The following is a 21,324-nucleotide window of genomic DNA, read 5'->3' as shown; positions in this document are numbered from 1 at the left end:
GCGCGATCTCGAGGCGCGATATCCGCGATGGCGCCGCTTCCGGAAAACGGTCGGGCTTTGCCCGGTCGATTGCCGGCGGGCTCACTGTGCGCGAGCCGCACGCGAGCGCGGGGTGAGCGGCATGCCGGCGCAGATCGCGCGCGAGCGTCGCTTCGACTACGTGCTGGTCGGCGGCGGCATCGCGAGCGTGTCCGCCGCGCATGCGTTGCGGCGGGAAGATCCGGCCGCCAGCATCGCGATCCTGTGCGGCGAACAGGTGCTTCCGTACCAGCGGCAGCCGCTGACGAAGGAATTGCTCGCGGGAAGCGTCGACCCGACGGCCATCGCGATACACCCTGTCGGATTCTACGACCTGCGCAGGATCGACCTTCTGCTGGGCGCGAAGGTGGCGTCGGTGAATCCGGACGCGCATGTCGTCGTGCTCGACGACGGCGCGAGAGTGCGGTATGGCAAGCTTCTGGTCGCGACCGGCGCGTCGCCGCGCGCGCTGCAGGTGCCGGGCGCAATGCTTGCGGGCATACACCGGCTTCACGATGTCTGTGACGCGGTTTCGCTTCGTGCCGATGCCGACCGGCAGCGTCGCCTGCTGGTCATCGGCGGCGGCTTCACGGGCATCGAAGCGGCGGCGACGTTGCGCGAGCTCGGCCTGGCGGTCACGCTCGTCGAGCAATCCGAGCGACTACTGCCGCAACTGCATTCCGCACGGCTGTCGGATCATTTCGGCGGTTTGTGCGCGTCGCGCGGCATCGACGTTCGCACCGGAGCAACGGTCGAACGCTTCGAAGGAGAGGAAGCGGTCGAGGCGGCCGTGCTTGCCGACGGTCGCGTCATCGCATGCGATCTCGTCGTCGTGGCCATCGGCGTCGAGCCGAATTGCGGGTTTCTGGCGGGCAGCGGTATCGCGACGGCCGACGGCGTGCTCGTCGACGAATGCCTGCAGTCTTCCGACCCGGATATCCATGCGGCCGGCGATGTGGCGCGATTCCGCGATCCCGTATTCTGCGCGCAACGGCGCGTCGAGCACTGGGACAATGCGGTGCGTCAGGGACGCCTGGCGGCCCGAAACATGCGTGGCGCGCGGCTGCCTTATCACGATGTGTCGATTTTCTACGGGAGCGTGTTCGACGTGCCGTACAACTTCCTCGGCGATGCTTCCGATGCGACCGAAATCGTCGAGCAAGGCAATTTTCCGCAACGCCCGTACTCGCTGCTCTACCTGCGGCATCATGTCCCGCGCGCGATGTTCTCGATCGGCGTGCCAGCGGACGAAATGACCGCTGCCGAGGAAGCGATCCGCCACCGGCTCAACCTCGGCGCACACCTCGCGGCCGCGGCGCACACCGACTTGCGGCTCCGCGAACTGCCCGCGCAGACTGTTTTGATCCTGCAGGGCGGCGGTGCGCTCGGCGCGTTCGAGAGCGGGGCGATCGCCGCGTTGGAAGCGAAGCGCGTCCGGCCGGATATCGTATCGGCCGTGTCGATCGGCGCGTTCAACGGTGCGATAGCCGCCAGCCATCCGGGGCATGCGGCCGAAGCGCTCGATGCGTTCTGGCGCGAACTGTCGATCCGGATTCCGGCGGGCATTCAATCGCCCGCCTATATGGAACGCGCGATGCTCGCCTGGCATATTGCGCTGTTCGGCGTGCCGAATTTCCTGCGGCCGCACTGGTGGCCGGACGGGATTGGCCCGCATGGCGCGGCGCCGTGGTGGACGAGTTGCTACGACACGCAACCGATGCTCGCGCTGTTGCGCCGCCATGTCGATTTCGACATGCTGGCGACCAGCCCGACGCGCCTGCTGCTCGGCGCGGTGGACGTCGAAAGCGGAGAACGGCGCATCTTCGACAGCTATGTAGACCGCCTGACGCCCGAGCACCTGCTCGCCAGCGGCAGCCTGCCGCCTGCGATGCCGTGGACGCGTATCGATGGCCGCGCGTACTGGGACGGCGGAATCATCAGCAATTCGCCGCTCGACCTTGTGATCGAGCGTTGCGGGCGCATCACCGGGCGCGTGTTCGTCGTCGACCTGTTTTCAGGATCGCGGCCGCTGCCGTCCAACTTGCTTGAAGTCATGCTGCGGCGCGACGAGATCGTCTATGCGGACCGGGTGCGCAACGATCTGCGATTCGAGGAAAGCGCAAACGATTTCCGGGATCTTGTCGAGCGTATCACCAGCCGGCTCAATCCGGCTACGGCGGCCAGCGTGCGCCAATTGCCGGAATACATCCGGCTGATGGGAAACCGCGCGCCGGTGCAGATCTTCCGCATCGCGCTCGACCGTACCACCGCGGTCAGGGAGACTTTCGCGCGCGACTTCGATTTCTCGGCCGCATCGATTTCGTCCCTGCGCGAACGCGGCCATGCCGCGACGCTCAGCGTGCTGGCACACGATGCGCCGAAATCATGCGGTGCCGGAGTACGTGCGCCTCGTCGAGGTCGGACCGTCCCTTGAGTGCTGCCCACTCCGCGGCCGGATTGAAGTCGCCGATCGCGCGGCCCATCGCCCGCATGCAGGCTGATTGCCCCCCCTGAGCGCGATGTCGGACATTTGCTGGGTCACCGACAGTACGCGTGGCGCACCGCATGCGCGAATTTGCGCACGGTCACGTGTGCGAACATCGGATTCAGCAGCGTAGCGGCTGCGAGGAGCGGCTGGGCAATTGGCAGCGAGCCGATCTCAAAGTCGCTCGAGCAATGTGAGGATTTCATCGGTCCGGCGTAGCAGCGTCTTGTTCTGTTCGGCCGTCTCCCTGACGGCATGCAGCCTTGCGCGCCAGTATGCGGGATCGCTTACCGACGTCTTTTTGTGGAAGTAGGCCCGGGTCTGTTCAAGCAGACGAATGGATCCTTCGATATGGGTCAGCTCGAGTTCGACTTCGCAGTACCGGTTCATGCACGACTCCCTCTCGAGCTGGACGGTTCATGTTGGCTTTCCTGCACCGAGCGCACATTGATTTCACTCAATCCATCGCATGCTGTCCGCTTTCGTAAGACGACATTTCGATTCGTACTACAGATTTTATTGGTGATGGCACACGAGCCCGCTCGCCAGCAGGGTCACCCGATCGACATGACACGGTTCCGACCTGAGCTTCCATCGGTTCTTGCGAAGGCGCTTCGTCTGAAGATTTGGCGCATCTTGAACACCTTCGATCGATTGCTCACCTGCATCAAGAACGACTGGCCGACAAGCGCGAACATTCAGTGTTCTGCGTGTCGGTCGAGACCGACATCGACACGGTTTTGTCCCGTTTGCGTCTTCACGTTAACGATGCGGATCACATCATGCCTCGATTATCAAGGATACGGTCAATCACCCGATCATTTCCTGCTCGGAATCCGTCGCGCCCGATTGCGAACGGCCGGTCGATACGAATGCGGACAGGCTGCTGAGCCCCCATGAAATCGCGATCATGATGGTTCTCGCGAGCGAGCCGCGGTGCCGACCGGGCGACCCTGCCGATCTTCACTGCCTGGCCGAGCGCGGTCTCGTTCGGCTGGATACGACGTCGATAGCGGACGCGTACGCCAGCCTGTCGACACACGGACGCCGGATCGTCCTGCGCCTCATCGAACCGGGCCGGACGGATCAAACCGCACCGGGGCCGTAACGGCCGCGCGTCGGGCGACGCCGGTCGCGACATGTAGCGCGCGCTCGCATGGGCTTTCGCACTGACCTGCATCAATTCTTGCCGGCGGTACTGCGCCTACCGTTGTTTTACCGGATGCGAAAAGGAGCCGACGATCATGATTCGCTGAGCGAATGGCAGCTTGTGTTCGATGCCGCCTGGCCGGTGCCGGGTGTGCGCGAAGTCGCCGATCAACTGTCGGGTGCCTGATGGGTTCGGAGCAGGACAGACGTTGATCGACGGTCAAGGATGCCCGAACCGCGGTGACGATTCGCGTCACCCGGGACAACCAGGAGATGCCATGAATGCTGCGATGCTCTGCACTCGCGATGTCGCCACGTGTTTCGCAACGATCACGGTCGTCGAGGCAGCCGAACGGATGCGCGATGCGCACGCTGGCGATCTGGTCGTGGTGCATGAACGGGAGGGGCGCCTTCTGCCGGTCGGCATGGTGACCGACCGCGACATCGTGCTCGCCGCGGTGCGCCCGGACGCGGAGGCGGGCGCGCTATTCGTCGGGGACATCATGTCGGAACCCGTCGCGATCGCAAGCGGTGACGAAGATGTCTGGCTGCTCGCAAAGCGTATGCGGCAGCATGGCATACGCAGGCTTCCGGTCGTCGGCGACGACGGCCAACTGGTCGGCATCGTCACGCTCGACGATCCGTTGCGTGCTGCCGCGGCGTTGCTCGACGAGTTGCGTCTCGTCGCGGCACGTCAGCCGTATTTCGAGGAGAAGCAGCGTGGGTAGCGCGCCCCGGCACGCTTTCCGCTTTCCGATGCCGCGCCGCTGGCTTGCCGGCATCGGTCTTTGCGTACTGCTGTCGAGTGCCGCTACGTGGATCGGCGCGATTTACGACCACCCGATCAGCACGGCAATCGTTGACGGAATGAATACGGCGGAATGCGCGGCTGTGGGACAACTGCGGGCAGGATCATTGCTGACTTCACCGATACCCGAGCACGACGTGTGCATGCCGCTTTTCGTTTATCGCACGTCGTATGCCGATGCAGCGAGCAACGTGACGTCTTATCGCGCATGGATACTGGAGCAGCGCGTCGCCGAATTCTGGCGACTGATCGGATACGTGTTGCTGCTATCTGCAGCAATCTCGGCCGTCGTCGCGGTCTCGATGCTGATCGTCCGGCGGCTGAGGTGATGGAGCGTGAAGGGCGGGGCATGGGCGCGGGGAAACCGTCAGGTCGGCACGCGGCAATGAACGGAGAATGGCGATGGCGCTCTCGGGCGAGCTTCATGACGCAGACTGGACCGTTGCGATCGAGACGATCGCCGTCGAGACAGGGGGCTACCAATGCCGCATCCATGTGACGGTCCGGTCGCCGGACAGTACGTGCGAACGCGAGTTTCCCCACCACAGGGTGTTCGCGACCGAGCGCGAAGCGGCGCTGGAGGGCTTGCGAAGCGGCATGACATGGATCGAAATGAGGAAATCTCAGACGTTCACGGTCTGACGGGCCGCTCGGCGGCGGTCGCCCGTCACCCGTCAGCGCACGATATGCGGATAGAGCCGCGCGCTCACGGCTAACCAGTAACACGAGCGCACCGGCGAGCACGAACGGCAGGGATTTTCGTCGCTTTGCGGATTGACCTCGGTCAAGGGGGCTTGGCGTAAGTGCCGCTTGGCCCCCATGATCTCGCGCAATTCCTGCACCGGACGGCGATCTATGCTGAATTGTGCAGGCATGGCCGCCCGCAATGGGGCGGTGTGCCGGCATCCCGCGCGGGGGCGGCTGAACGACGGCCGCACGATCGCGCACGGGCGACATGAAAGGATGCATGATGGCCAGATCCTTGCCCGACACGGGTGGTGATGACGTGCTGCTCGCGGATTTGTACGAACTGACGATGATGCAGGCCGGCTTCGATGCGGGAATGAACGACGTGGCCAGCTTCGAATTTTTCGTGCGTGCGCTGCCGCGGTCGCGCGGTTTCCTGATGGCGGCGGGGCTGGAACCCGTGCTCGACTATCTGGAGGGGGTGCGCTTCGGTGCGCGTGGCATCGAGCGGCTGGCCGCAACAGGGCGCTTTCGCGCGAATTTCCTGGCATCGCTCGCCGACTTTCGCTTCACCGGCACGGTCGACGCGATGCCGGAAGGCACGGTGTTCTTCGCCGACGAACCGATTCTGCGCATCACGGCGCCGCTTCGAGAGGCGCAGTTCGTCGAAAGCCGCGTGATGAACCTGCTCCACTACGCGACGCTGGTCGCCAGCAAGGCTGCGCGCGCCACACTCGTCGCGCATGGCAGATTGCTCGTCGACTTCGGCCTGCGGCGCGCGCATGGCGCGGAAGCGGCCATGCTGGCCGCGCGATCCAGCTATCTGGCGGGATTCTCCGGGACGGCGACACTACTCGCCGGCTTGCGCTACGGCGTTCCCACTTACGGCACGATGGCGCATTCGTTCGTCCAGGTGCATGACGACGAATCGCTGGCATTCGAGCACTTTGCGAGATCCCAGCCGGATAACGCGTTGCTGCTGATCGACACGTACGATACCGCGCACGCGGCGCACAAGGTGGTCGAACTTGCGCGCCGGCTGGCGCCCGAGCGCCTGCGCATCAAGGGCGTGCGGATCGATAGCGGCGACCTGGCTACCCATGCGCGCAGCGTTCGGACGATTCTCGACCAGGGCGGGCTGACCGACGCGACCATCTTCGCGAGCGGCGATCTCGACGAATACCGGCTGCAGGATCTCGTTCGCCAGCATGCACCGATCGACGGCTTCGGGATCGGCACGCGGATGAGCACGTCGGTGGACGCACCGTATCTCGACTGCGCGTACAAGCTCGTCGCGTATGCGGGCGCGCCGCGCCGCAAGCGCTCGGAAGGCAAGATGACCCTGCCCGGTCGCAAGCAGGTGTTCCGGCGGTACGAACCGGACGGTCGGATCGCGGCCGATTGCCTCGCGCTGGACGGCGAGCGTCTCGATGGCGAGCCGCTGCTGCAGCCGGCGATGATCGAGGGCGTGCGGCTCCCTGCCCCGTCGTTCGAAGAGAGCCGCCTGCATGCGATGCGCGAGCTAGGGACGCTGCCCCACCACGCTCGCATGCTGGAGCCGGGCGCGCCCCTCGACGTCGGGATATCGCCGGCGCTGGCAGCACTCGTTGAACGGATGGAGCAAGTGTGGTCGGCGCAGTCGGGGCAGAGGGTAGCATGATCGACGCGGATACCGCGAGGCTACGCGCGATTGCCTTGAAGGAGAAGGTCGCGCAGCTACGAGAGCCCGCGGCGTGGCCGGACTGCACGCGATCGGTGACGGCAATCGAGACGCACATGTCCTGGGTGTTCCTCACCGACCACCACGCGTGGAAGCTCAAGAAACCGGTGCGTGCGCCGCAGCTCGATTTCCGCTCGCTTGCCGCGCGTCGGCGCTTTTGCCACGAGGAAGTGCGCCTGAACCGTCGGCTTGCGGCGGACGTCTATCTCGACGCCGTCCCGCTCGCGATCGATCCCGAAGGGCGCATGCACCCGGATGGCGCTGGCGAGGTCGTCGACTGGCTGGTCAAGATGAGGCGACTGCCAGTCGAGCGGATGCTCGACTGGGCGCTGCTGCACCGGAGCGCGACGTGCGACGATGCGCGCCGCATCGGGGCGCGACTGGGCGCGTTCCACCGGTCGCTCGGCCCCGCGCGGATCGCGGCCACGTCATACCGGACCGCGTTGCTCGGCACGATCGATTGCAATGAGCGCGCCTTGTGCAAGCCGATGTTCGATCAGCCTACCGACGTCGTGCGGTCGATCTGCGCATTGCAGCGTGCGCTACTCGAAGGCGAGGCCGCGCGCTTCGACGCGCGCGTGCGGCAGGGGCGCATCGTGGAAGGGCATGGCGACCTACGGCCCGAGCATGTCTCGATCGACCCACCGTTCGCGATCATCGATTGCCTCGAATTTTCCGAACGGCTGCGCACACAGGATACTGCCGACGAGATCGGTTTTCTCACGCTGGAGTGCGAGCGGCTCAGCGCGCCCGACTTCGCGCTGACGCTGCTGGACGCGTACCGCGTGGCCAGCGGCGACGACATCGACGACGCGCTCGTGCATTTCTATCAGAGCTGCCGGGCGATGACGCGCGCGCGGCTCGCCGTATGGCATCTGCGCGAGAAGGCATTCCGCGCAACTCCGGTATGGCGCGATCGCGCTCGTACCTATGTCGCGCTCGCGCACCGGCATGTCGTCGGCTGCGAGCGCATATGGATGGCGGCACGTGTCAGTGCAACAGTAGGTCAGTGAGCGAGCCGCCGCTATGGATACGTGCAATCGACTCGGCAAACAGCGAGGCGCTGTCGAGGACCGTGAGCTTGTCCCTGAGCGCGCCCGGCGGCACGCGCCACGGCGGTATGGTGTCGGTCACCGCGACGGCGTCGAGTGCGTCGCCGCCGAGCAGTTCGGCGGCATCGTCGAAGAACATCCCGTGCGTGGCGACTGCATAGACAGATTGCGCGCCCAGCGCGCGGCAGTCTGCGGCGGTGTGGGCGAGCGTCGTGCCGGAGCCAATCAGGTCGTCGACGATCACGGCGCACCGGCCCGCGACGTCGCCGCTGCGCAGCTTGCCTGCGAATGCCGCATTGACCGGCCGCCCGAGCCGCGTCGCGAGCCTCGCGCGGAAATCCTCCGCACGGTGCACGCCGCCTGCGTCCGGAGACACGACAACGACAGGCCGATCGCCCGCCTGCGCGGCAAACCAGTCGACCAGCAGGCCGTTGGCTTCGAGGTGTTCGGTCTGGCAGCGGAACGTGTTCTGGTACGCGGCGACGTTGTGCACGTCGATCGTGACGACGCGATCGACGACGACGGCTTCGAGCACCGCCGCCACGTAGCGTGTGGACACCGGATCGCGCGGCTGCGACCGGCGATCCTGCGCGAATAGCACAGGTAAGGCATGACTGCGCACACGCGCGCGGCGGACGCATCCTCGAGCGCGCCGATGAAGAGCAGCAGTCTGCACAGTTTGTCGGTGACGGAGTTGCCCAGTTCGCCGTGTAGCGATTGCACGACATAGACGTCGTGTGCGCGCACGCTGACGAGGGGGCGCGTCTTGTGCTCCCAATCCTCGAACGCCCGTACTTCGTGCGGCGTGAGCACGACGCCGAGATGTGCCGCGATCCGCTCGCCGAACGGCTGGCTGGTCGAGAACGCAAAGAGGCTGAGGGAATTGTGTGTCATGGCTGGGAGTCCTCGATCCAGGTGAAGTCCGGAAGCGACAACCGATGAGACGCTTCGACGCATACGGTTCGCCATGCCGGCTGAGTCGATCCTCGTGACCGGACCGAAACGCGACATCGCGTGTCCTGCCGCGTGAACGTGTTGCGGCATCGGCTTCAGTGCGGCGGCGGGGCAACGGCGGGGTCGTCATCGACGGTGTCCGGCACGGCGGCAAGGTCGGCGAGCCAGGCTTGCGCGCTCGCGTCGCTCGGCGCGCGGTAGTCGCCACGCGGCGACAGCGAGCCCCCGAGCCGACCTTCGGTCCGTTCGGCAGGCAACTGCGCTTGAACTGCATGTCTTCGAAAAAGCGCGTCACGAACACCTCGAGCCAGTGCCGGATCTCGCCGATCGAGTATGCGTGCCGCTTTTCGGCGGGCACGTCGGGCCACGCGCCGCGCGCGGCGTCGTGCCACGCATTCCAAGCGAGATACGCGACTTTCGACGGCCGGTATCCGAACCGCAGCAGGTAATAGAGATTGAAGTCCTGAAGCTCGAACGGGCCGACCGCCGCTTCCGATTGTTGCGCCGGTTCGGCGTAGGCGTCGCCCGGAATCAGTTCCGGGCTGATCGCCGTCTCGAGCACGTCGTGGAGCACTGGTCCGGCCGCGCCCGCGAACGGCCCCTGTTCGGCAGCCCAGCGCACGAGGTAGCGCACGAGCGTCTTCGGAATGCTCGCGTTGACTGCGTAGTGGGACATCTGGTCGCCGACGCCGTACGTGCACCAGCCGAGTGCAAGCTCGCTCAGGTCGCCGGTGCCGACCACGAGCGCTGCATGCTGGTTTGCGAGCCGGAACAGGTAGTCGGTGCGCATCCCCGCTTGGACGTTTTCGAAGGTGACGTCGTAGCGCGCCTCGCCGTGCGAAAACGGGTGGTCGAGATCGCGGAGCATCTGCATGCAGGCGGGCCGGATGTCCAGATCGATGTGCCGGCAGCCGAGCGCGTCGATCAGCCGGACCGCCTGGCCCGACGTGCGTTCGCTGGTCGCGAAGCCCGGCAGCGTGCAGGCGAACACGTGATCGCGCGGCAAATGAAGTGCGTCCGTTGCACGCGCGCAGGTCAGCAGCGCGAGCGCCGAATCGAGCCCGCCCGATACGCCGACCACCAGCTGCTCGACGCCGGCCGCCTTCATGCGCGTCACGAGCCCCTGCACCTGGATCGCGCTGATTTCCTCGCAACGGTCGTGACGCAGTGCCGGATCGGCCGGGACGTACGGAAACCGCTCGCAGACGCGCGCAAGCGGCAGCGAGCCGCTGTCGTCGAGCTCGGCGCGGACGGGGATTGTGCGGAATGCCGCGCACGCGTCCCGGTGCCGCAACGCCGCCTGCGCGAAGCTCGTCTGCCGCATCCGTTCGCTGGCGAGACGCTCGAGATCAATATCGGCGAATACGAGCTGCGGCGCTTGCGCGAAGCGGCGCGCCTCGGCAAGCAGCATGCCGTTCTCGAACAGCATGCCGTGGCCGTCCCACGCGAGGTCGGTGGTCGATTCGCCCGCGCCGGCGCAACTGTACGCATAGGCGGCCAGGCAGCGGGCCGACTGGTTGCCGGCGAGCGCACGCCGGTATTCCGCCTTCGCCACGGTCGCGTTCGATGCGGAAAGATTGACCAGCACCGTTGCACCCGCGAGGGCGGCGTACGAAGACGGCGGCACCGGCACCCAAAGGTCCTCGCAAATCTCGACGTGGAACGTCAGCAACGGCTGGGCACTGACCTGGAACAGCAGGCGGCTTCCGCATGGAATGCCGGCCTGCATCGGAAGATCGACCGTCTCCTGCGCAAGCGCGTCCCCGGACACGAACTGCCGGGTCTCGTAAAACTCCCGGTAATTTGGCAGATAGGTCTTCGGCACGATCCCGCAGATCCGGCCCCGATGCACGACCACCCCGCAGTTGTAGAGTGTCGTGCCGAACCGCAGCGGCACTCCGACGAATGCGATCGGCGCGAGCTCGCCCGACGCGGCCACCACGTCGCCCAGCGCGGCGACGCAGGCGTCAAGCAGCGCCTGCTGCTGGAACAGGTCGTCGCAGGTATAGGCCGACAGGCCGAGTTCCGGGCAGACGACGGCCAACGCGTGCTCTCGCGCAGCGTCGCGAATTGCGTCGATCGTGCGGGCCGCGTTGAAGGCCGGGTCCGCGACGCGCACGGGCGGCACCGCGACGGCAATCCGGACAAAGCCATGCCGATATGGATTGAAGAAGCGTTGCGCCGATGTGTCGCCGGGCACCGGGTGCCGGGAGCGGGCGGGTGTCGTCATGGCTGGTTCCGGATGTCGCGCCATGTGTCGGCGTGCGGGGTGGCGTGGACGGCGGCGGCACGATCGGCGTGAGGCCTGTCGGACGGGCCGGCGCTTCAACTCCGAATCTAGAAACGAAGAGGTGACGATGCGTTGACGGACGTCAAATACACGCTAATAGGCGGCGCTTGACGCGTGTCAAGGGGCCCGCCCCGGGCGCCCCGCGAAGATGAATCGCCGCAATCGGCGAGGGGCGCGTCGTGGAGCGTCATGAGCAAGTGTTGCGGGGAGGGCGGTCGGCGCTACCCGCGCCGGGCTGGCGGGACGTCGTCGCGACACGCCAGGGGCCGGGCCGACGATCGCGCATCAGTCCGCCATCTCGCTGTCGCCTGCGGCGTAGTTCTGACCGATGGTGGCGTGGGCAGACCGGTTTCGCTACGGCGACGCGGTCGTGCAGGTTGCGCCGCGTAGCTAGATGCTCGAACTGTTCCCGCATTCATCATGGACCGCGTCCCGTCCGCGCGGCGCTGCATCGGGCGACACGCGCGCGGTTGACGACCGGCGCGCTCGCATAGATGGCTGCCGCAACGGCCTGCCCGTCGAGGCGGCCGTTCTTCACCGGAGCGGATACTCGCACCCGATGCATTGACGTGCGTCAACGCCTGCCGGGCGGCCACGCCTAACCTGATCGCGAGGCACTACGTGTCAAGCAACTCGCGCGCTTCGTTGCCGTATGGTGCATGCGCGCCACTCGCGGCCATCGGAACAGGAGTAAAGCATGCAAATCGGAAGAATCAGCACGCAGCCCGTCGAATCCTGTACGGTCGATTGCAGTGCACTTCAACTGGCCGACCGCATGCGCCACGCGCACGTTGGCGACGTCGTCGTGATCGAATATCGTAACGGCGAGCCTGTGCCGATCGGCTTGGTCACGGACCGCGATCTCGTCGTCGAAGTGATGGCGCGCGGTGAAGACCCCGACCAGGTCACGGCCGGCCAGATCATGTCGCGCGGCCTGATCGTCGTATCGGAGACAGATGAGATTAGCGTCGCGCTCGAGGAGATGCGCCGCTCGGGCATCCGCCGACTGCCGGTCATCGACGATGCGGGTCGGCTCGCCGGCATTGTCACGCTTGATGACATCGTCGAATATCTGGCGGCGCTGCTCGGAGGAATCGTGGAAGTCGGCAAGCTTCAACAGATCGAGGAACAACGTTTTCGCGCATAGCGGATGATGCCGCCACCGCGCTTCGGGAGCCCGATCGTGACGAACCCGTTCCTCGACCGCGCTGACGCTGGGCGGCAGCTCGCGCAAGCGTTGTACGCGTATGCGGGTCGCGCCGACGTCGTCGTGCTGGCGCTGCCGCGCGGCGGGGTGCCGGTTGCGTATCAGGTCGCCCGCGCGCTGCGTGCGCCGCTCGACGTGCTCGTCGTGCGCAAGCTCGGTGTGCCCGTCAACCCCGAACTCGCGATGGGCGCGATCGCCAGCGGCCACATGGTCTACCTGCAGCGTTCGGTGATCCGGGAGATGTGCGTGACCGAGGCGCAGCTTGCGGACGTGATCGCGCACGAGACCGCCGAGCTGAAGCGCCGTGAAGCGCTTTACCGCGGCGCGTGGCCGCCGGTTCCCGTCAAAGGGCGCACGGTCATTGTCGTCGATGATGGCATCGCGACCGGCGCATCGATGCGCGTCGCGTTGCAGGCACTGCGCGAACGCCGCCCGGCCTGTGTGGTGGTGGCAGCGCCGGTTGCCCCGGCCGGTGTCGAACGCGAGTTCGACGATCTGATCGACAGATTCGTCGCCGTGTTGCATCCCGTGTCGTTTTTCGGCATCAGCCAGTTCTACGTGAACTTCGAGCAGACCGAAGACGACGAGGTGCGCAGGCTACTCGACGAGGCGCGCAGCACTCCGGAGGGCGGCGTCAGCCCGCCGTGACGCGGGATCGCGGTCGGGCTGCGTGCCGTCTTGGCCCATCGGCTTTAGCCGATGCGAAAGGGGCCTGCAGCCCCGGATGCACGTCAATGCGCCAGCGCTTGTCCATGAACGGGCCGTAATGACCGCACCCGTCGACGTCGAGGCGCTGCCGATCGGCCGGCGCAAGGCGGATGCACATCTCCAGCGCGGCGTGCTTCTGTCCGGCCCCGTCACGGCGTCGCGTGAGCCCTCGACGGTCGGCAGAGCATGGCCACGCAGCGCAGCCGGCTCGACGAGAGTGCGCTTCAGCGCAATTTTTTGTAATAATTTCGAAAGCTGCTTGAGGCAGGTTGGTACGACTCTATTACGCACGCCATACGCCGCCACGTTTGACTCGCGTCAATTGCGACGTGACGTTTGTGGCCGGTCAGGGTGGGGAGTTGCCGCGCACGGCGCATGCCACTGCGTGTGAAGCTGGCATTCGCCGCCCCGTGCGACGGTTGCTAGGACCGCGGTAATCGTGTACCCGCGTCGACAAGATAGTGGACGACATCGTCGAGCGTGACCAGACGACCGTAATCGCGCTCCGGGATCTCGACCTTGAGTCGTGTATAGAGCCCCGTCAGAAAATTAAGCCAGTCCATCGAATCGAGATCGACCTGGCTGCGCAGCGGGCGATCCGCACGCAGCGCCGATACGTCGATTTCCGGTGCGATGGATGTGAGCGTCGCCAGTACGACGGAAAGGATGTCCGTTTCGTTCATCGATTCAACTCCCCGGGATGCTGCAGCAACTCGCCCAGTTCGACGAGGAACAGCGCTCCGCGATGGCCGTCGGATACACGGTGATCGGCCGACACGCTGGCGGTCGTCAGCGGCATGATGCCGAGCGCACCATCTTCGGCCCACGGCCGTTCGGCGATCCGCCCGAACCCCACGAGCGCGACCTGGGGCGGATAGATGACGCCGAACACCTCGGTGGCGCCTCGATCGCCGAGATTTGTGACGGTAATCGTCGATTCCGACAGTTCCGAGCTACGCAACGAGCCTGTGCGGCATCGTTGTGTCAGGTCGAGCAGTTCGCGCATCAGTTGGGTCAGAGGCTTGGTGCCGACATCGAGCAGCGCGGGCGCGACCAGACCGCCCTGGCGCAACGAGATCGCAACGCCCAGATGCACGTTGCGGGCTGGTTCGAAGACGCCCCGGCGATAGAAACCGTTGAGTTCGGGAAACCGTGCGAGCGTAACGGCGACGGCCTTGAGCAGGAGCGCAGCGGGAAGCAGCCGGTCGGTAATGGAACGCTTCGCGTTCTCGTCCGCGAGCCAGGCCAATGCCTTTCCCAACGGGATCGTCTCGGACACGTAATAGTGCGGAATTTCGCGCTTCGATCGCTCCATCGCGGCGGCGATCACCCGTCTCATCTCGGCAACGCGTTCGCCGGGTGCGCCGGCCGAGACCGGACCCGCCGCCGCGGCAATCGTCCGCTCGACATCCGCAAGCGTCACTGCGCCCTCCGGGCCGGTACCCGGGATACCGCCGGGATCGATCCCGAATTGTTGCGCCCGTTTGCGCGCGGCCGGCGAGATCTTGCGGCGCGACGCGCATGCTGCGGCCGCGGCAGGCCTCGCCGCCCGGCGCGCATGCCTCACGGCCGGCGGCGCTTCGCCGGGTTCGAGCAGCGTGGCCATCGGCTCGCCTACCGGAATTTTTTCGCCCGGTTCGACGAGCAGTTCGTCGACCGTTCCATCGTGCCAGCTCTCGACGTCCACGGCCGCCTTGCTCGTGTCGACGATCGCGACCACCTGGCCCTTCCTGACCACGTCGCCAGGTTTGACCAGCCATTCCAGGAGCGTTCCCTCGTCCATGTCCGCCCCCATGGAAGGCAGTGTGAATTCGATCATGCCCTCTCTCCCAGAGTGCATCAGCAATCACGAGAACAATTGTTTCACCGTGGCGACGATCTTGTCGACTTGGGGTAACGCCGCGTCTTCCAGATGGCGGGCGTAGGGAATCGGGACATCCTCGGCACATACACGTGCCGGCGGCGCGTCGAGCTCGTAGAACGCCTGCTCGACGATGCGCGCCATGATCTCGGCCGCGACGCTCGCACTGCGCCAGCATTCGTCGACGACGACCACCCGCCGGCACTTCGTCGCCGATGCGATGATCGTCGCGTCGTCGAGCGGCCGTAGCACGCGCAGGTCGGTCACTTCGGCCGAGATGCCGTCGCCGGCGAGCGCATCGGCAGCCTGGAGCGCCTTCGGCAGCGAGCCGCCGTACGCGAATATCGCGACGTCGTTGCCCTCGCGGCAGACCTTCGCAGTGCGAATGTCGACGCCGTCGACCTCCGTCAGCTCGCCTTCCATGTTGTAGAGCCCGGCGTGCTCGAAAATTAGCACAGGGTCGGGGTCGGCCAATGCAGGCTTCAGCATGTGGCGGGCGTCTTCGATGGTGGCCGGGGCGAGTACCTTGATGCCAGGAATGCCTGCGTACCAGCCTTCGAAACTGTGCGAGTGCTGCGCGGCGACCTGGCGCCCGGCGCCCGTAGCCATGCGGACGACCAGCGGCACCGAGAATTGTCCGCCGGACATATGGTGGTAGAGCGCGGCGGTATTGACGATCTGGTCGAGGGCAAGCAGGCTGAAGTTCACCGTCATGATCTCGACGATCGGCCGCATGCCACCCAGCGCGGCGCCGATGCCCGCGCCGGTGAAAGCGAGCTCCGACAACGGTGTGTCGCGGATGCGCTCGGCCCCGAATGCATCGAGCAATCCGGCCGACACTGCATAGCTGCCGCCATAGCGCCCGACGTCCTCGCCCATCAGAAAGACGCGGGAATCGTTCAACAGTGCGTCGTGCAGGGCCTCGCGCAGCGCGTCGCGATAACTGAGCCGCCGACTCATCGCGGGCCCCCCGTCGTCGTATAGACGTCGTTCAGGAGGTCGGCGGCCGGTTCCCAGGCGCCGGCTTCGGCGAACGCGACCGCACGGTCGACTTCGGCACTTACGCCGGCATCGAGTGCGATGAACGCGTCTTCCGTCAGCTTGCCTTCGGCCTTGAGGCGCGCGGTGAACGTGTGGATCGGACCGCGTGTTCTCCATGCGTCGACTTCGGCCTTGTCCCGGTAGAGTTCGGCGTCATACATCGAATGCGCGCGAAAACGATAGGTGCGAAGTTCCAGGAACATCGGCCCCGCGCCGCGCCTCACGTATTCGACCGCGTCCTTCCCTGCTTCGTACACGGCCACGACGTCCATGCCGTCCGCCGAGCTCGCCCGCATGTCGTACGCGGCGGCCTTCCTGCACAGGTCGGTCTGCGATTCGCTGCGCTCGATGGCCGTGCCCATCGCGTACAGATTGTTCTCGCAGCAGAACAGCACCGGCAGCTTCCAGAGGGCCGCGAGATTCATCGATTCGTGAAATGCGCCTTCGGCAACGGCTCCGTCGCCGAAGAAACAGGCCGTGACGCGCTGGCTGGCCTGCATCTTCTCGGCAAGCGCGAGCCCGACTGCCAGCGGCAAGCCGCCGCCTACAATCGCGTTTCCGCCGAACAGCCGCGTGTTCCGGTCGAACAGGTGCATCGAGCCGCCTCGACCGCGCGCGCAGCCGTCGCGCTTGCCATACATTTCGCTCATCAGCACACCCATCTCCATGCCGCGCACGAGTGCATGCGCGTGTTCCCGATAGGTCGCGACGATGTTGTCGTCGGGCGTCAGCGCATGCAGTGCGCCGATGCCGGTGGCTTCCTCGCCGATATACAAATGAAGGAAGCCCCGTATTTTTCCCGCGCCGTACAACTCGGCACATTTCTCTTCGAGGCGGCGCACGCGCAGCATGTCGCGCAACAGCGCGAGCGCGAAATCTGCAGGGTAGGGAACCGGGCCGGAGGGCGGGGGTGGGGGCGCATGGTCCAGGGGTGTCATGAGCCGCTCTCCAGTGTCGACGTGTCGCCTTCCGACAACCCCAGTTCGCGGGCTTTCAGCAGGCGGCGCATGATCTTGCCGCTGCGCGTGTGCGGGAGCTGCTCGACGAACGCGATCTCCTTGGGTGCGACGGCCGCGCCGAGGCGCTTTCGCGCGTGGGCGAGGAGTGCCATCCGGAGCGCTTCGTCGGCGCGCTGCCCCTGGTTCAGCGCGACGAATGCCTTGACCGATTCGCCCACCACCGGGTCCGGCTTGCCGATCACCGCCGCCTCCGCAACCGCCGGATGCGCCATCAGCACGCTTTCCACCTCGAACGGGCCGATCAAGTGACCGGCCGACTTGATGACGTCGTCGGCGCGCCCAACGAACCAGTAATAGCCGTCCGCATCGCGCCGCGCCAGATCGCCCGTCAGATACCACTCGCCGGAAAAGCACTTCCGATAGCGCGCGTCTTCGTTCAGATAGCCGCGGAACATGGATGGCCAGCCGCGTCTGAGCGCGAGTTCGCCTTCGACGTCCGGTCCGTCCAGGAATTGCACGCCGCCGTTCGCGTCGCGATTCACGATCGCCGCATCCACGCCCGGCAGCGGCCTTCCCATCGAACCAGGCTTGATGTCGAATGCGGGTGTGTTAGCGATCATGATTCCGCCGGTTTCCGTCTGCCACCAATTGTCGTGGATCGGCAGTCCCAGCGCGTTCTTTCCCCACCAGACGGCTTCCGCGTTCAACGGCTCGCCGACGCTGGCGACGAAGCGCAGGTTCGGGAACGCGTGCCGCCTTGCGATCTCGACGCCGGCCCGCATCAGCATGCGAACGGCGGTCGGGGCCGTGTACCAGACGGATACGCGCTCGTCCTCGAGCAGGCCATACCAGCGCTCGGCATCGAATTCCTCGCGGTCGACGATCGAGGTGACGCCATGCAGCAGCGGCGCGATGATCCCGTACGACGTGCCCGTGACCCAGCCGGGGTCGGCGGTGCACCAGTACGTGTCGTCGTCATGCAGATCGAGCGCATAGCGTCCGGTGATCCAGTGCGTGACCGCTGCCGCATGTACGTGTATCGCGCCCTTCGGCGTGCCTGTGGTGCCGCTCGTGAAATGCAGCAGGGCCATGTCCTCCGGCGAAGTCGCTTCATAGCGACACGTATCCGTCGCGCGGGCCATCAGCGACGCCAGGTCGTGGGTGCCGGCAATGGTGGTCGTGGTACCGGGCTCGTCCGCGACGAGCAGAACGTGCTTGAGATCCGGCATGCGTTCGCGCCATGACGCGATCTTGCGCTCGAAGAGCGTGTCGGTCGTGAGCAGCACCGTCCCCGCGCCGAGATTGACTCGCGTCACGATCGGCTCCGGCCCGAACGCGGAAAAGAGCGGCGAGACGACCGTGCCGTTCTTGAGTGCACCGAGCATGCCGACATACATTTCGGGGATCCGTCCGGCGACGATGAAGAGACGGTCGCCCTTGCCGACGCCCAGGCTGCGCAGCACGTTGCAGAAACGGTTGGTGAGCGTCGCGAGCTCGGCATAGCTGACGGCGCGGCGCGCGGCATTGCGGCTGAGAAAGCGCAGGGCGATCTTGTCGCGGCGAGGGCCGGCGCAATGACGGTCGACCGCCAGCCAGCCGATGTTCATGCCGCCGGCAGGTTCGACGGCGAGTTCCCGGGCGACGGATGCCCACGAGAAGTGGCGCCGCTCGTCATCGTAGTCGAGAAGATTCGGCGCGACGCGCAAGTCGGCGGGTGTTTTGGCGATGATCGCAGGGACGTTCATATAGACATCTGGCGGTCGGTCAGACGGTTTCAATTTAAGTAACCACCACCGATCTTCCCTTGACATGCGTCAATGCCGGGTCGTTGCGCAAGCCATGCACGGCGCGTTCGATACCATTGAATGAATCGCCGCGGCATCGGTCGTCGGCCATCAGATTTCGGGAAGATACGCGGCGGTGGCCGGCAGGGCCGCATGCGTGTCTTCGGGCGCCGGCGTGGTCGCAACGACGATCGGCGCGCAAAGCGGCCGCTGTAACGCCGCCTCTGTCTTGGAATGGACATTCGCGCCCCGATCGCGTCACCCGCCCCCGATTTTCCTCCCGCAAACCGTCAGTTGACTCAAGTCAATCGGTCATATGAGCCGACATCTAACCTGATGCTAGCCAGTCGTAACGCTTTGCCCCGGTATCCGATGCGTCGGCAAGCATTGCGAGGCTTGCTTCGCATCTAGAAGACGCACGCGGCTCGTCGCGATACGTGCCAAGTGTGTCCGCCGCCGAGGCAACGTCGCGGCATCCGCTGTATACAAAGTTTTTACGCTTTCGCGAGAGCCCTTACCGCAAAGTTTACTGTGGTCTACATACGCTGGATCTAGTGGAAGTCCAACCGGAGGCACGCTCATGGATCTCCTTTACCTGATCGGCATCGGCGCCTTTGCCGGCCTGATCGCCACGATGGTTGCCGGTTGCGACAAACTCCGCCGCGTAAAGGGAGGCCGGCCATGATCCCGTGGATGATGTGGCTCGCTGGAGCATCGACGTTCATTCTCTTCGCCTATCTCCTTTATGCGCTGCTGCGCGCGGAGGATCTCGAATGAACCTCAACAATCTGTTCCAGACCGCACTCTACATTGTCATTTTGACTGCGCTCGCACTGCCGCTCGGCCGTTACATCGCGAACGTGCTCGATGGCTCGTCCGTCGTCGTCCGGCGTATCGGCCGCCCTGTCGAATCGTTGCTGTTCAGGCTCGCGGGTGTCGATCCCAGCGCCGAGATGTCATGGAAACAATATGCGCTCGCGGTGCTCGTCTTCAACGCGCTCGGCGTGCTCGTCGTCTATGGCGTGCTGCGCTTGCAGCAATGGTTGCCGGGCAATCCGCAGGGATTCGGTCCGATGACGCCCGATGCCGCATTCAACACGGCAGTCAGCTTCGTGACCAACACCAACTGGCAGGATTACACGCCTGAGCAGGCCGTCAGTTACTTGACGCAAATGACGGGCCTGACCGTACAGAACTTCTTTTCCGCCGCGACCGGCATTGCAGTCGTGATCGCGCTGATCCGGGGTTTCGCGCGTCATTCGGCGAAGACGATCGGCAATTTCTGGGTGGACCTGACACGCATCACGCTGTATATCCTGATGCCGATCGCGACCGTCGTCGCGCTGGTGCTCGTGAGTCAGGGTGCGATTCAGAACTACCTTGCTTATGTCGACGTCCCGACGCTGCAGGTCACGACCTATCAGGTGCCGAAAACGGATGCACAGGGTAACCCGGTGAAGGATGCGAAGGGCAACCCGGTGATGGTCGAGCAGAAGGCCGACAAGCAGACGATCGCGATGGGACCGGCGGCCTCGCAGGAAGCGATCAAGATGCTCGGCACCAACGGCGGCGGTTTCTTCAATGCGAACTCTGCGCATCCGTATGAGAACCCGACACCGTTTGCCAACTTCGTGCAAATGATCGCGATGTTGGTGATCCCCGCCGCGCTATGCATCGTCTTCGGCAGGGTGGTCGGTGACGCTCGCCAGGGCTATGCGATCCTCGCGGCGATGACGATTGCGTTCGCGGTCGCCTGCTGGGGCGAGATTTCCGCCGAGCAGGCCGGCAACCCCGTGTTCACGACGCTGCTCGTCGATCAGAGTGCGACTGCCAGCCAGGACGGCGGCAACATGGAGGGCAAGGAAACGCGCTTCGGTATCGCGCAGTCGGGGATCTTCACCGTCGCGACGACTTCCGCCTCCTGTGGCGCGGTCAACAACATGCATGACTCATTGACGCCGATGGGCGGACTCGTGCCGCTGTTGCTTATCGAGTTGGGCGAAGTGATCTACGGTGGCGTCGGCTCCGGCCTGTACGGGATGCTCGTGTTCGCGCTGCTCGCGGTGTTCGTCGCCGGGCTGATGATCGGGCGCACCCCAGAATACGTGGGCAAGAAGATCGAGTCGTATGAGATGAAGATGGTGTCGATTGCGGTTCTGCTGACGCCCCTTCTCGTGCTAGTCGGCGCGTCGGTCGCGGTGCTGTCGGCGGCAGGCGTGGCGGGCATTGCGAACCCCGGGCCGCACGGCTTTTCGGAGATCCTGTACGCATACAGCTCCGCTGCGAATAACAACGGTAGCGCTTTCGCTGGTCTGTCAGTCAATACACCGTTCTACAACGTAACGCTTGCGATCGTCATGTGGCTCGGCCGGCTCGGCACGATCGTGCCAGTGCTCGCGATCGCGGGATCACTTGCAGATAAGAAGCGCCTTGCCGTAACGGCCGGTACGTTGCCGACCCACGGGCCGTTGTTTGTGGTGTTGCTGCTCGGGACCGTGGTGCTGGTTGGCGCGTTGACCTATGTGCCTGCACTGGCGCTCGGGCCGATGGTCGAGCACTTGATGATGATTGCAGGTCACTGATGTCCTTGATGGTGAGGCA

At 65.3% G+C, this 21,324-nt stretch carries 18 protein-coding genes and 3 pseudogenes; 12 read left to right on the top strand and 9 right to left on the bottom strand.

Translation table 11 applies throughout. The annotated features are described in order from the left end of the window. Window positions 1-121 precede the first annotated feature (121 nt). Window positions 122-2,452 carry an FAD-dependent oxidoreductase gene (locus DM992_RS39870; protein ID WP_111021752.1) on the top strand — a complete coding sequence of 777 codons (2,331 nt, stop codon included), beginning with the start codon at window positions 122-124 and terminating at the stop codon, window positions 2,450-2,452. A gap of 225 nt (window positions 2,453-2,677) precedes the next feature. Here the strand turns inward: DM992_RS39870 and DM992_RS39865 are convergent, their stop codons facing one another. Then, a complete protein-coding gene (locus tag DM992_RS39865; RefSeq protein ID WP_111021751.1) occupies window positions 2,678-2,893 on the bottom strand; it encodes a hypothetical protein in 216 nt (71 codons plus the stop codon). Between the two features lie 766 nt (window positions 2,894-3,659). On the opposite strand from DM992_RS39865, the gene DM992_RS42145 reads away from it, so the two are divergent. The 6 genes from DM992_RS42145 to DM992_RS39835 all read left to right on the top strand — a co-directional run bounded on the left by DM992_RS42145 (window position 3,660) and on the right by DM992_RS39835 (window position 7,880). Then, the gene (locus tag DM992_RS42145; RefSeq protein WP_162631871.1) at window positions 3,660-3,839 is read left to right on the top strand and encodes a hypothetical protein; all 180 of its coding nucleotides are present in this window, start codon (window positions 3,660-3,662) and stop codon (window positions 3,837-3,839) included. A gap of 91 nt (window positions 3,840-3,930) precedes the next feature. Beyond that, window positions 3,931-4,380: a CBS domain-containing protein gene (locus tag DM992_RS39855; protein WP_111021749.1), complete on the top strand. Its 450-nt coding sequence runs from the start codon at window positions 3,931-3,933 to the stop codon at window positions 4,378-4,380. After that, complete coding sequence (locus tag DM992_RS39850) at window positions 4,373-4,789, top strand: hypothetical protein (RefSeq protein ID WP_239511583.1); 417 nt, start codon at window positions 4,373-4,375, stop codon at window positions 4,787-4,789. Before DM992_RS39855 ends, DM992_RS39850 begins: the two co-directional genes overlap by 8 nt. A 73-nt stretch (window positions 4,790-4,862) precedes the next feature. After that, window positions 4,863-5,102 carry a hypothetical protein gene (locus tag DM992_RS39845; RefSeq protein ID WP_111020317.1) on the top strand — a complete coding sequence of 80 codons (240 nt, stop codon included), beginning with the start codon at window positions 4,863-4,865 and terminating at the stop codon, window positions 5,100-5,102. Window positions 5,103-5,430: 328 nt separating this feature from the next. Beyond that, on the top strand, window positions 5,431-6,807 hold the full coding sequence (locus DM992_RS39840; RefSeq protein ID WP_111021748.1) for a nicotinate phosphoribosyltransferase: 1,377 nt from the start codon (window positions 5,431-5,433) through the stop codon (window positions 6,805-6,807). Beyond that, window positions 6,804-7,880 carry a hypothetical protein gene (locus tag DM992_RS39835; RefSeq protein WP_105393398.1) on the top strand — a complete coding sequence of 359 codons (1,077 nt, stop codon included), beginning with the start codon at window positions 6,804-6,806 and terminating at the stop codon, window positions 7,878-7,880. The genes DM992_RS39840 and DM992_RS39835 overlap by 4 nt, the downstream gene beginning before the upstream one ends. On the opposite strand, the pseudogene prs reads toward DM992_RS39835, so the two are convergent. Both prs and DM992_RS39825 read right to left on the bottom strand, forming a co-directional pair. After that, window positions 7,858-8,813 (bottom strand): annotated as a pseudogene (gene prs / locus DM992_RS39830) (ribose-phosphate diphosphokinase). The gene DM992_RS39835 and the pseudogene prs overlap by 23 nt on opposite strands. Before the next feature lie 155 nt (window positions 8,814-8,968). After that, a pseudogene (locus DM992_RS39825) lies at window positions 8,969-11,103 on the bottom strand (NAD(+) synthase). Between the two features lie 757 nt (window positions 11,104-11,860). Here DM992_RS39825 and DM992_RS39820 point away from each other — a divergent pair. Together DM992_RS39820 and DM992_RS39815 are read left to right on the top strand one after the other, a co-directional pair. Continuing rightward, complete coding sequence (locus DM992_RS39820) at window positions 11,861-12,310, top strand: CBS domain-containing protein (protein ID WP_111021747.1); 450 nt, start codon at window positions 11,861-11,863, stop codon at window positions 12,308-12,310. A 6-nt stretch (window positions 12,311-12,316) separates the two neighbouring features. Then, window positions 12,317-13,018 carry a phosphoribosyltransferase family protein gene (locus tag DM992_RS39815; protein ID WP_204356237.1) on the top strand — a complete coding sequence of 234 codons (702 nt, stop codon included), beginning with the start codon at window positions 12,317-12,319 and terminating at the stop codon, window positions 13,016-13,018. On the opposite strand, the pseudogene DM992_RS39810 reads toward DM992_RS39815, so the two are convergent. From DM992_RS39810 to acsA, 6 genes and pseudogenes are all read right to left on the bottom strand, one after another. Next, window positions 13,005-13,291 (bottom strand): annotated as a pseudogene (locus DM992_RS39810) (polyhydroxyalkanoate depolymerase); the annotation flags it as partial. The gene DM992_RS39815 and the pseudogene DM992_RS39810 sit on opposite strands and share 14 nt — an antisense overlap. Before the next feature lie 209 nt (window positions 13,292-13,500). Continuing rightward, window positions 13,501-13,761, bottom strand: a complete 261-nt coding sequence (locus tag DM992_RS39805) for a phosphopantetheine-binding protein (protein WP_105393395.1) — start codon at window positions 13,759-13,761, stop codon at window positions 13,501-13,503. After that, window positions 13,758-14,897, bottom strand: coding sequence for a dihydrolipoamide acetyltransferase family protein (locus tag DM992_RS39800; protein ID WP_105393394.1), 1,140 nt, complete (start codon window positions 14,895-14,897; stop codon window positions 13,758-13,760). Before DM992_RS39800 ends, DM992_RS39805 begins: the two co-directional genes overlap by 4 nt. A gap of 27 nt (window positions 14,898-14,924) precedes the next feature. Next, entirely contained in the window at window positions 14,925-15,899 is a 975-nt protein-coding gene (locus DM992_RS39795) for an alpha-ketoacid dehydrogenase subunit beta (RefSeq protein WP_111021746.1), read from the bottom strand. Next, window positions 15,896-16,918: a pyruvate dehydrogenase (acetyl-transferring) E1 component subunit alpha gene (pdhA, locus tag DM992_RS39790; protein ID WP_111021745.1), complete on the bottom strand. Its 1,023-nt coding sequence runs from the start codon at window positions 16,916-16,918 to the stop codon at window positions 15,896-15,898. The genes DM992_RS39795 and pdhA overlap by 4 nt, the downstream gene beginning before the upstream one ends. Continuing rightward, complete coding sequence (gene acsA, locus DM992_RS39785; RefSeq protein ID WP_111021744.1) at window positions 16,915-18,684, bottom strand: acetate--CoA ligase; 1,770 nt, start codon at window positions 18,682-18,684, stop codon at window positions 16,915-16,917. The genes pdhA and acsA overlap by 4 nt, the downstream gene beginning before the upstream one ends. A gap of 619 nt (window positions 18,685-19,303) precedes the next feature. Here acsA and DM992_RS42545 point away from each other — a divergent pair. From DM992_RS42545 to kdpA, 3 genes are read left to right on the top strand one after another with little or no spacing between them, the layout of a single operon-like run. Next, complete coding sequence (locus DM992_RS42545) at window positions 19,304-19,408, top strand: potassium ABC transporter ATPase (protein ID WP_193394959.1); 105 nt, start codon at window positions 19,304-19,306, stop codon at window positions 19,406-19,408. Next, window positions 19,408-19,500 carry a K(+)-transporting ATPase subunit F gene (gene kdpF / locus DM992_RS39780; protein WP_063597840.1) on the top strand — a complete coding sequence of 31 codons (93 nt, stop codon included), beginning with the start codon at window positions 19,408-19,410 and terminating at the stop codon, window positions 19,498-19,500. Before DM992_RS42545 ends, kdpF begins: the two co-directional genes overlap by 1 nt. Further along, window positions 19,497-21,305 (top strand): potassium-transporting ATPase subunit KdpA, encoded by a 1,809-nt coding sequence (gene kdpA / locus DM992_RS39775; protein WP_111021743.1) that lies wholly within the window; start codon window positions 19,497-19,499, stop codon window positions 21,303-21,305. The genes kdpF and kdpA overlap by 4 nt, the downstream gene beginning before the upstream one ends. The last annotated feature ends 19 nt before the right edge of the window (window positions 21,306-21,324 follow it).

Origin of the sequence: Burkholderia sp. JP2-270 (assembly GCF_003233675.1) — a bacterium.
GTDB lineage: Bacteria > Pseudomonadota > Gammaproteobacteria > Burkholderiales > Burkholderiaceae > Burkholderia > Burkholderia pyrrocinia_C.
This window is presented reverse-complemented; position numbering and strand designations above follow the sequence as displayed.

What these genes read in the sequence shown, in the direction of transcription:
- DM992_RS39840 (WP_111021748.1), top strand. Translation starts at nt 5,431, where the DNA reads ATGGCCAGATCCTTGCCCGACACGGGTGGTGATGACGTGCTGCTCGCG.
- DM992_RS39855 (WP_111021749.1), top strand. Translation starts at nt 3,931, where the DNA reads ATGAATGCTGCGATGCTCTGCACTCGCGATGTCGCCACGTGTTTCGCA.
- DM992_RS39795 (WP_111021746.1), bottom strand. Translation starts at nt 15,899, where the DNA reads ATGAGTCGGCGGCTCAGTTATCGCGACGCGCTGCGCGAGGCCCTGCAC.
- DM992_RS39805 (WP_105393395.1), bottom strand. Translation starts at nt 13,761, where the DNA reads ATGAACGAAACGGACATCCTTTCCGTCGTACTGGCGACGCTCACATCC.
- DM992_RS39800 (WP_105393394.1), bottom strand. Translation starts at nt 14,897, where the DNA reads ATGATCGAATTCACACTGCCTTCCATGGGGGCGGACATGGACGAGGGA.
- DM992_RS42545 (WP_193394959.1), top strand. Translation starts at nt 19,304, where the DNA reads ATGGATCTCCTTTACCTGATCGGCATCGGCGCCTTTGCCGGCCTGATC.
- DM992_RS39820 (WP_111021747.1), top strand. Translation starts at nt 11,861, where the DNA reads ATGCAAATCGGAAGAATCAGCACGCAGCCCGTCGAATCCTGTACGGTC.
- DM992_RS39870 (WP_111021752.1), top strand. Translation starts at nt 122, where the DNA reads ATGCCGGCGCAGATCGCGCGCGAGCGTCGCTTCGACTACGTGCTGGTC.
- pdhA (WP_111021745.1), bottom strand. Translation starts at nt 16,918, where the DNA reads ATGACACCCCTGGACCATGCGCCCCCACCCCCGCCCTCCGGCCCGGTT.
- DM992_RS39865 (WP_111021751.1), bottom strand. Translation starts at nt 2,893, where the DNA reads ATGAACCGGTACTGCGAAGTCGAACTCGAGCTGACCCATATCGAAGGA.
- DM992_RS39835 (WP_105393398.1), top strand. Translation starts at nt 6,804, where the DNA reads ATGATCGACGCGGATACCGCGAGGCTACGCGCGATTGCCTTGAAGGAG.
- DM992_RS39845 (WP_111020317.1), top strand. Translation starts at nt 4,863, where the DNA reads ATGGCGCTCTCGGGCGAGCTTCATGACGCAGACTGGACCGTTGCGATC.
- acsA (WP_111021744.1), bottom strand. Translation starts at nt 18,684, where the DNA reads ATGAACGTCCCTGCGATCATCGCCAAAACACCCGCCGACTTGCGCGTC.
- DM992_RS39815 (WP_204356237.1), top strand. Translation starts at nt 12,317, where the DNA reads ATGCCGCCACCGCGCTTCGGGAGCCCGATCGTGACGAACCCGTTCCTC.
- kdpA (WP_111021743.1), top strand. Translation starts at nt 19,497, where the DNA reads ATGAACCTCAACAATCTGTTCCAGACCGCACTCTACATTGTCATTTTG.
- DM992_RS42145 (WP_162631871.1), top strand. Translation starts at nt 3,660, where the DNA reads ATGGGCTTTCGCACTGACCTGCATCAATTCTTGCCGGCGGTACTGCGC.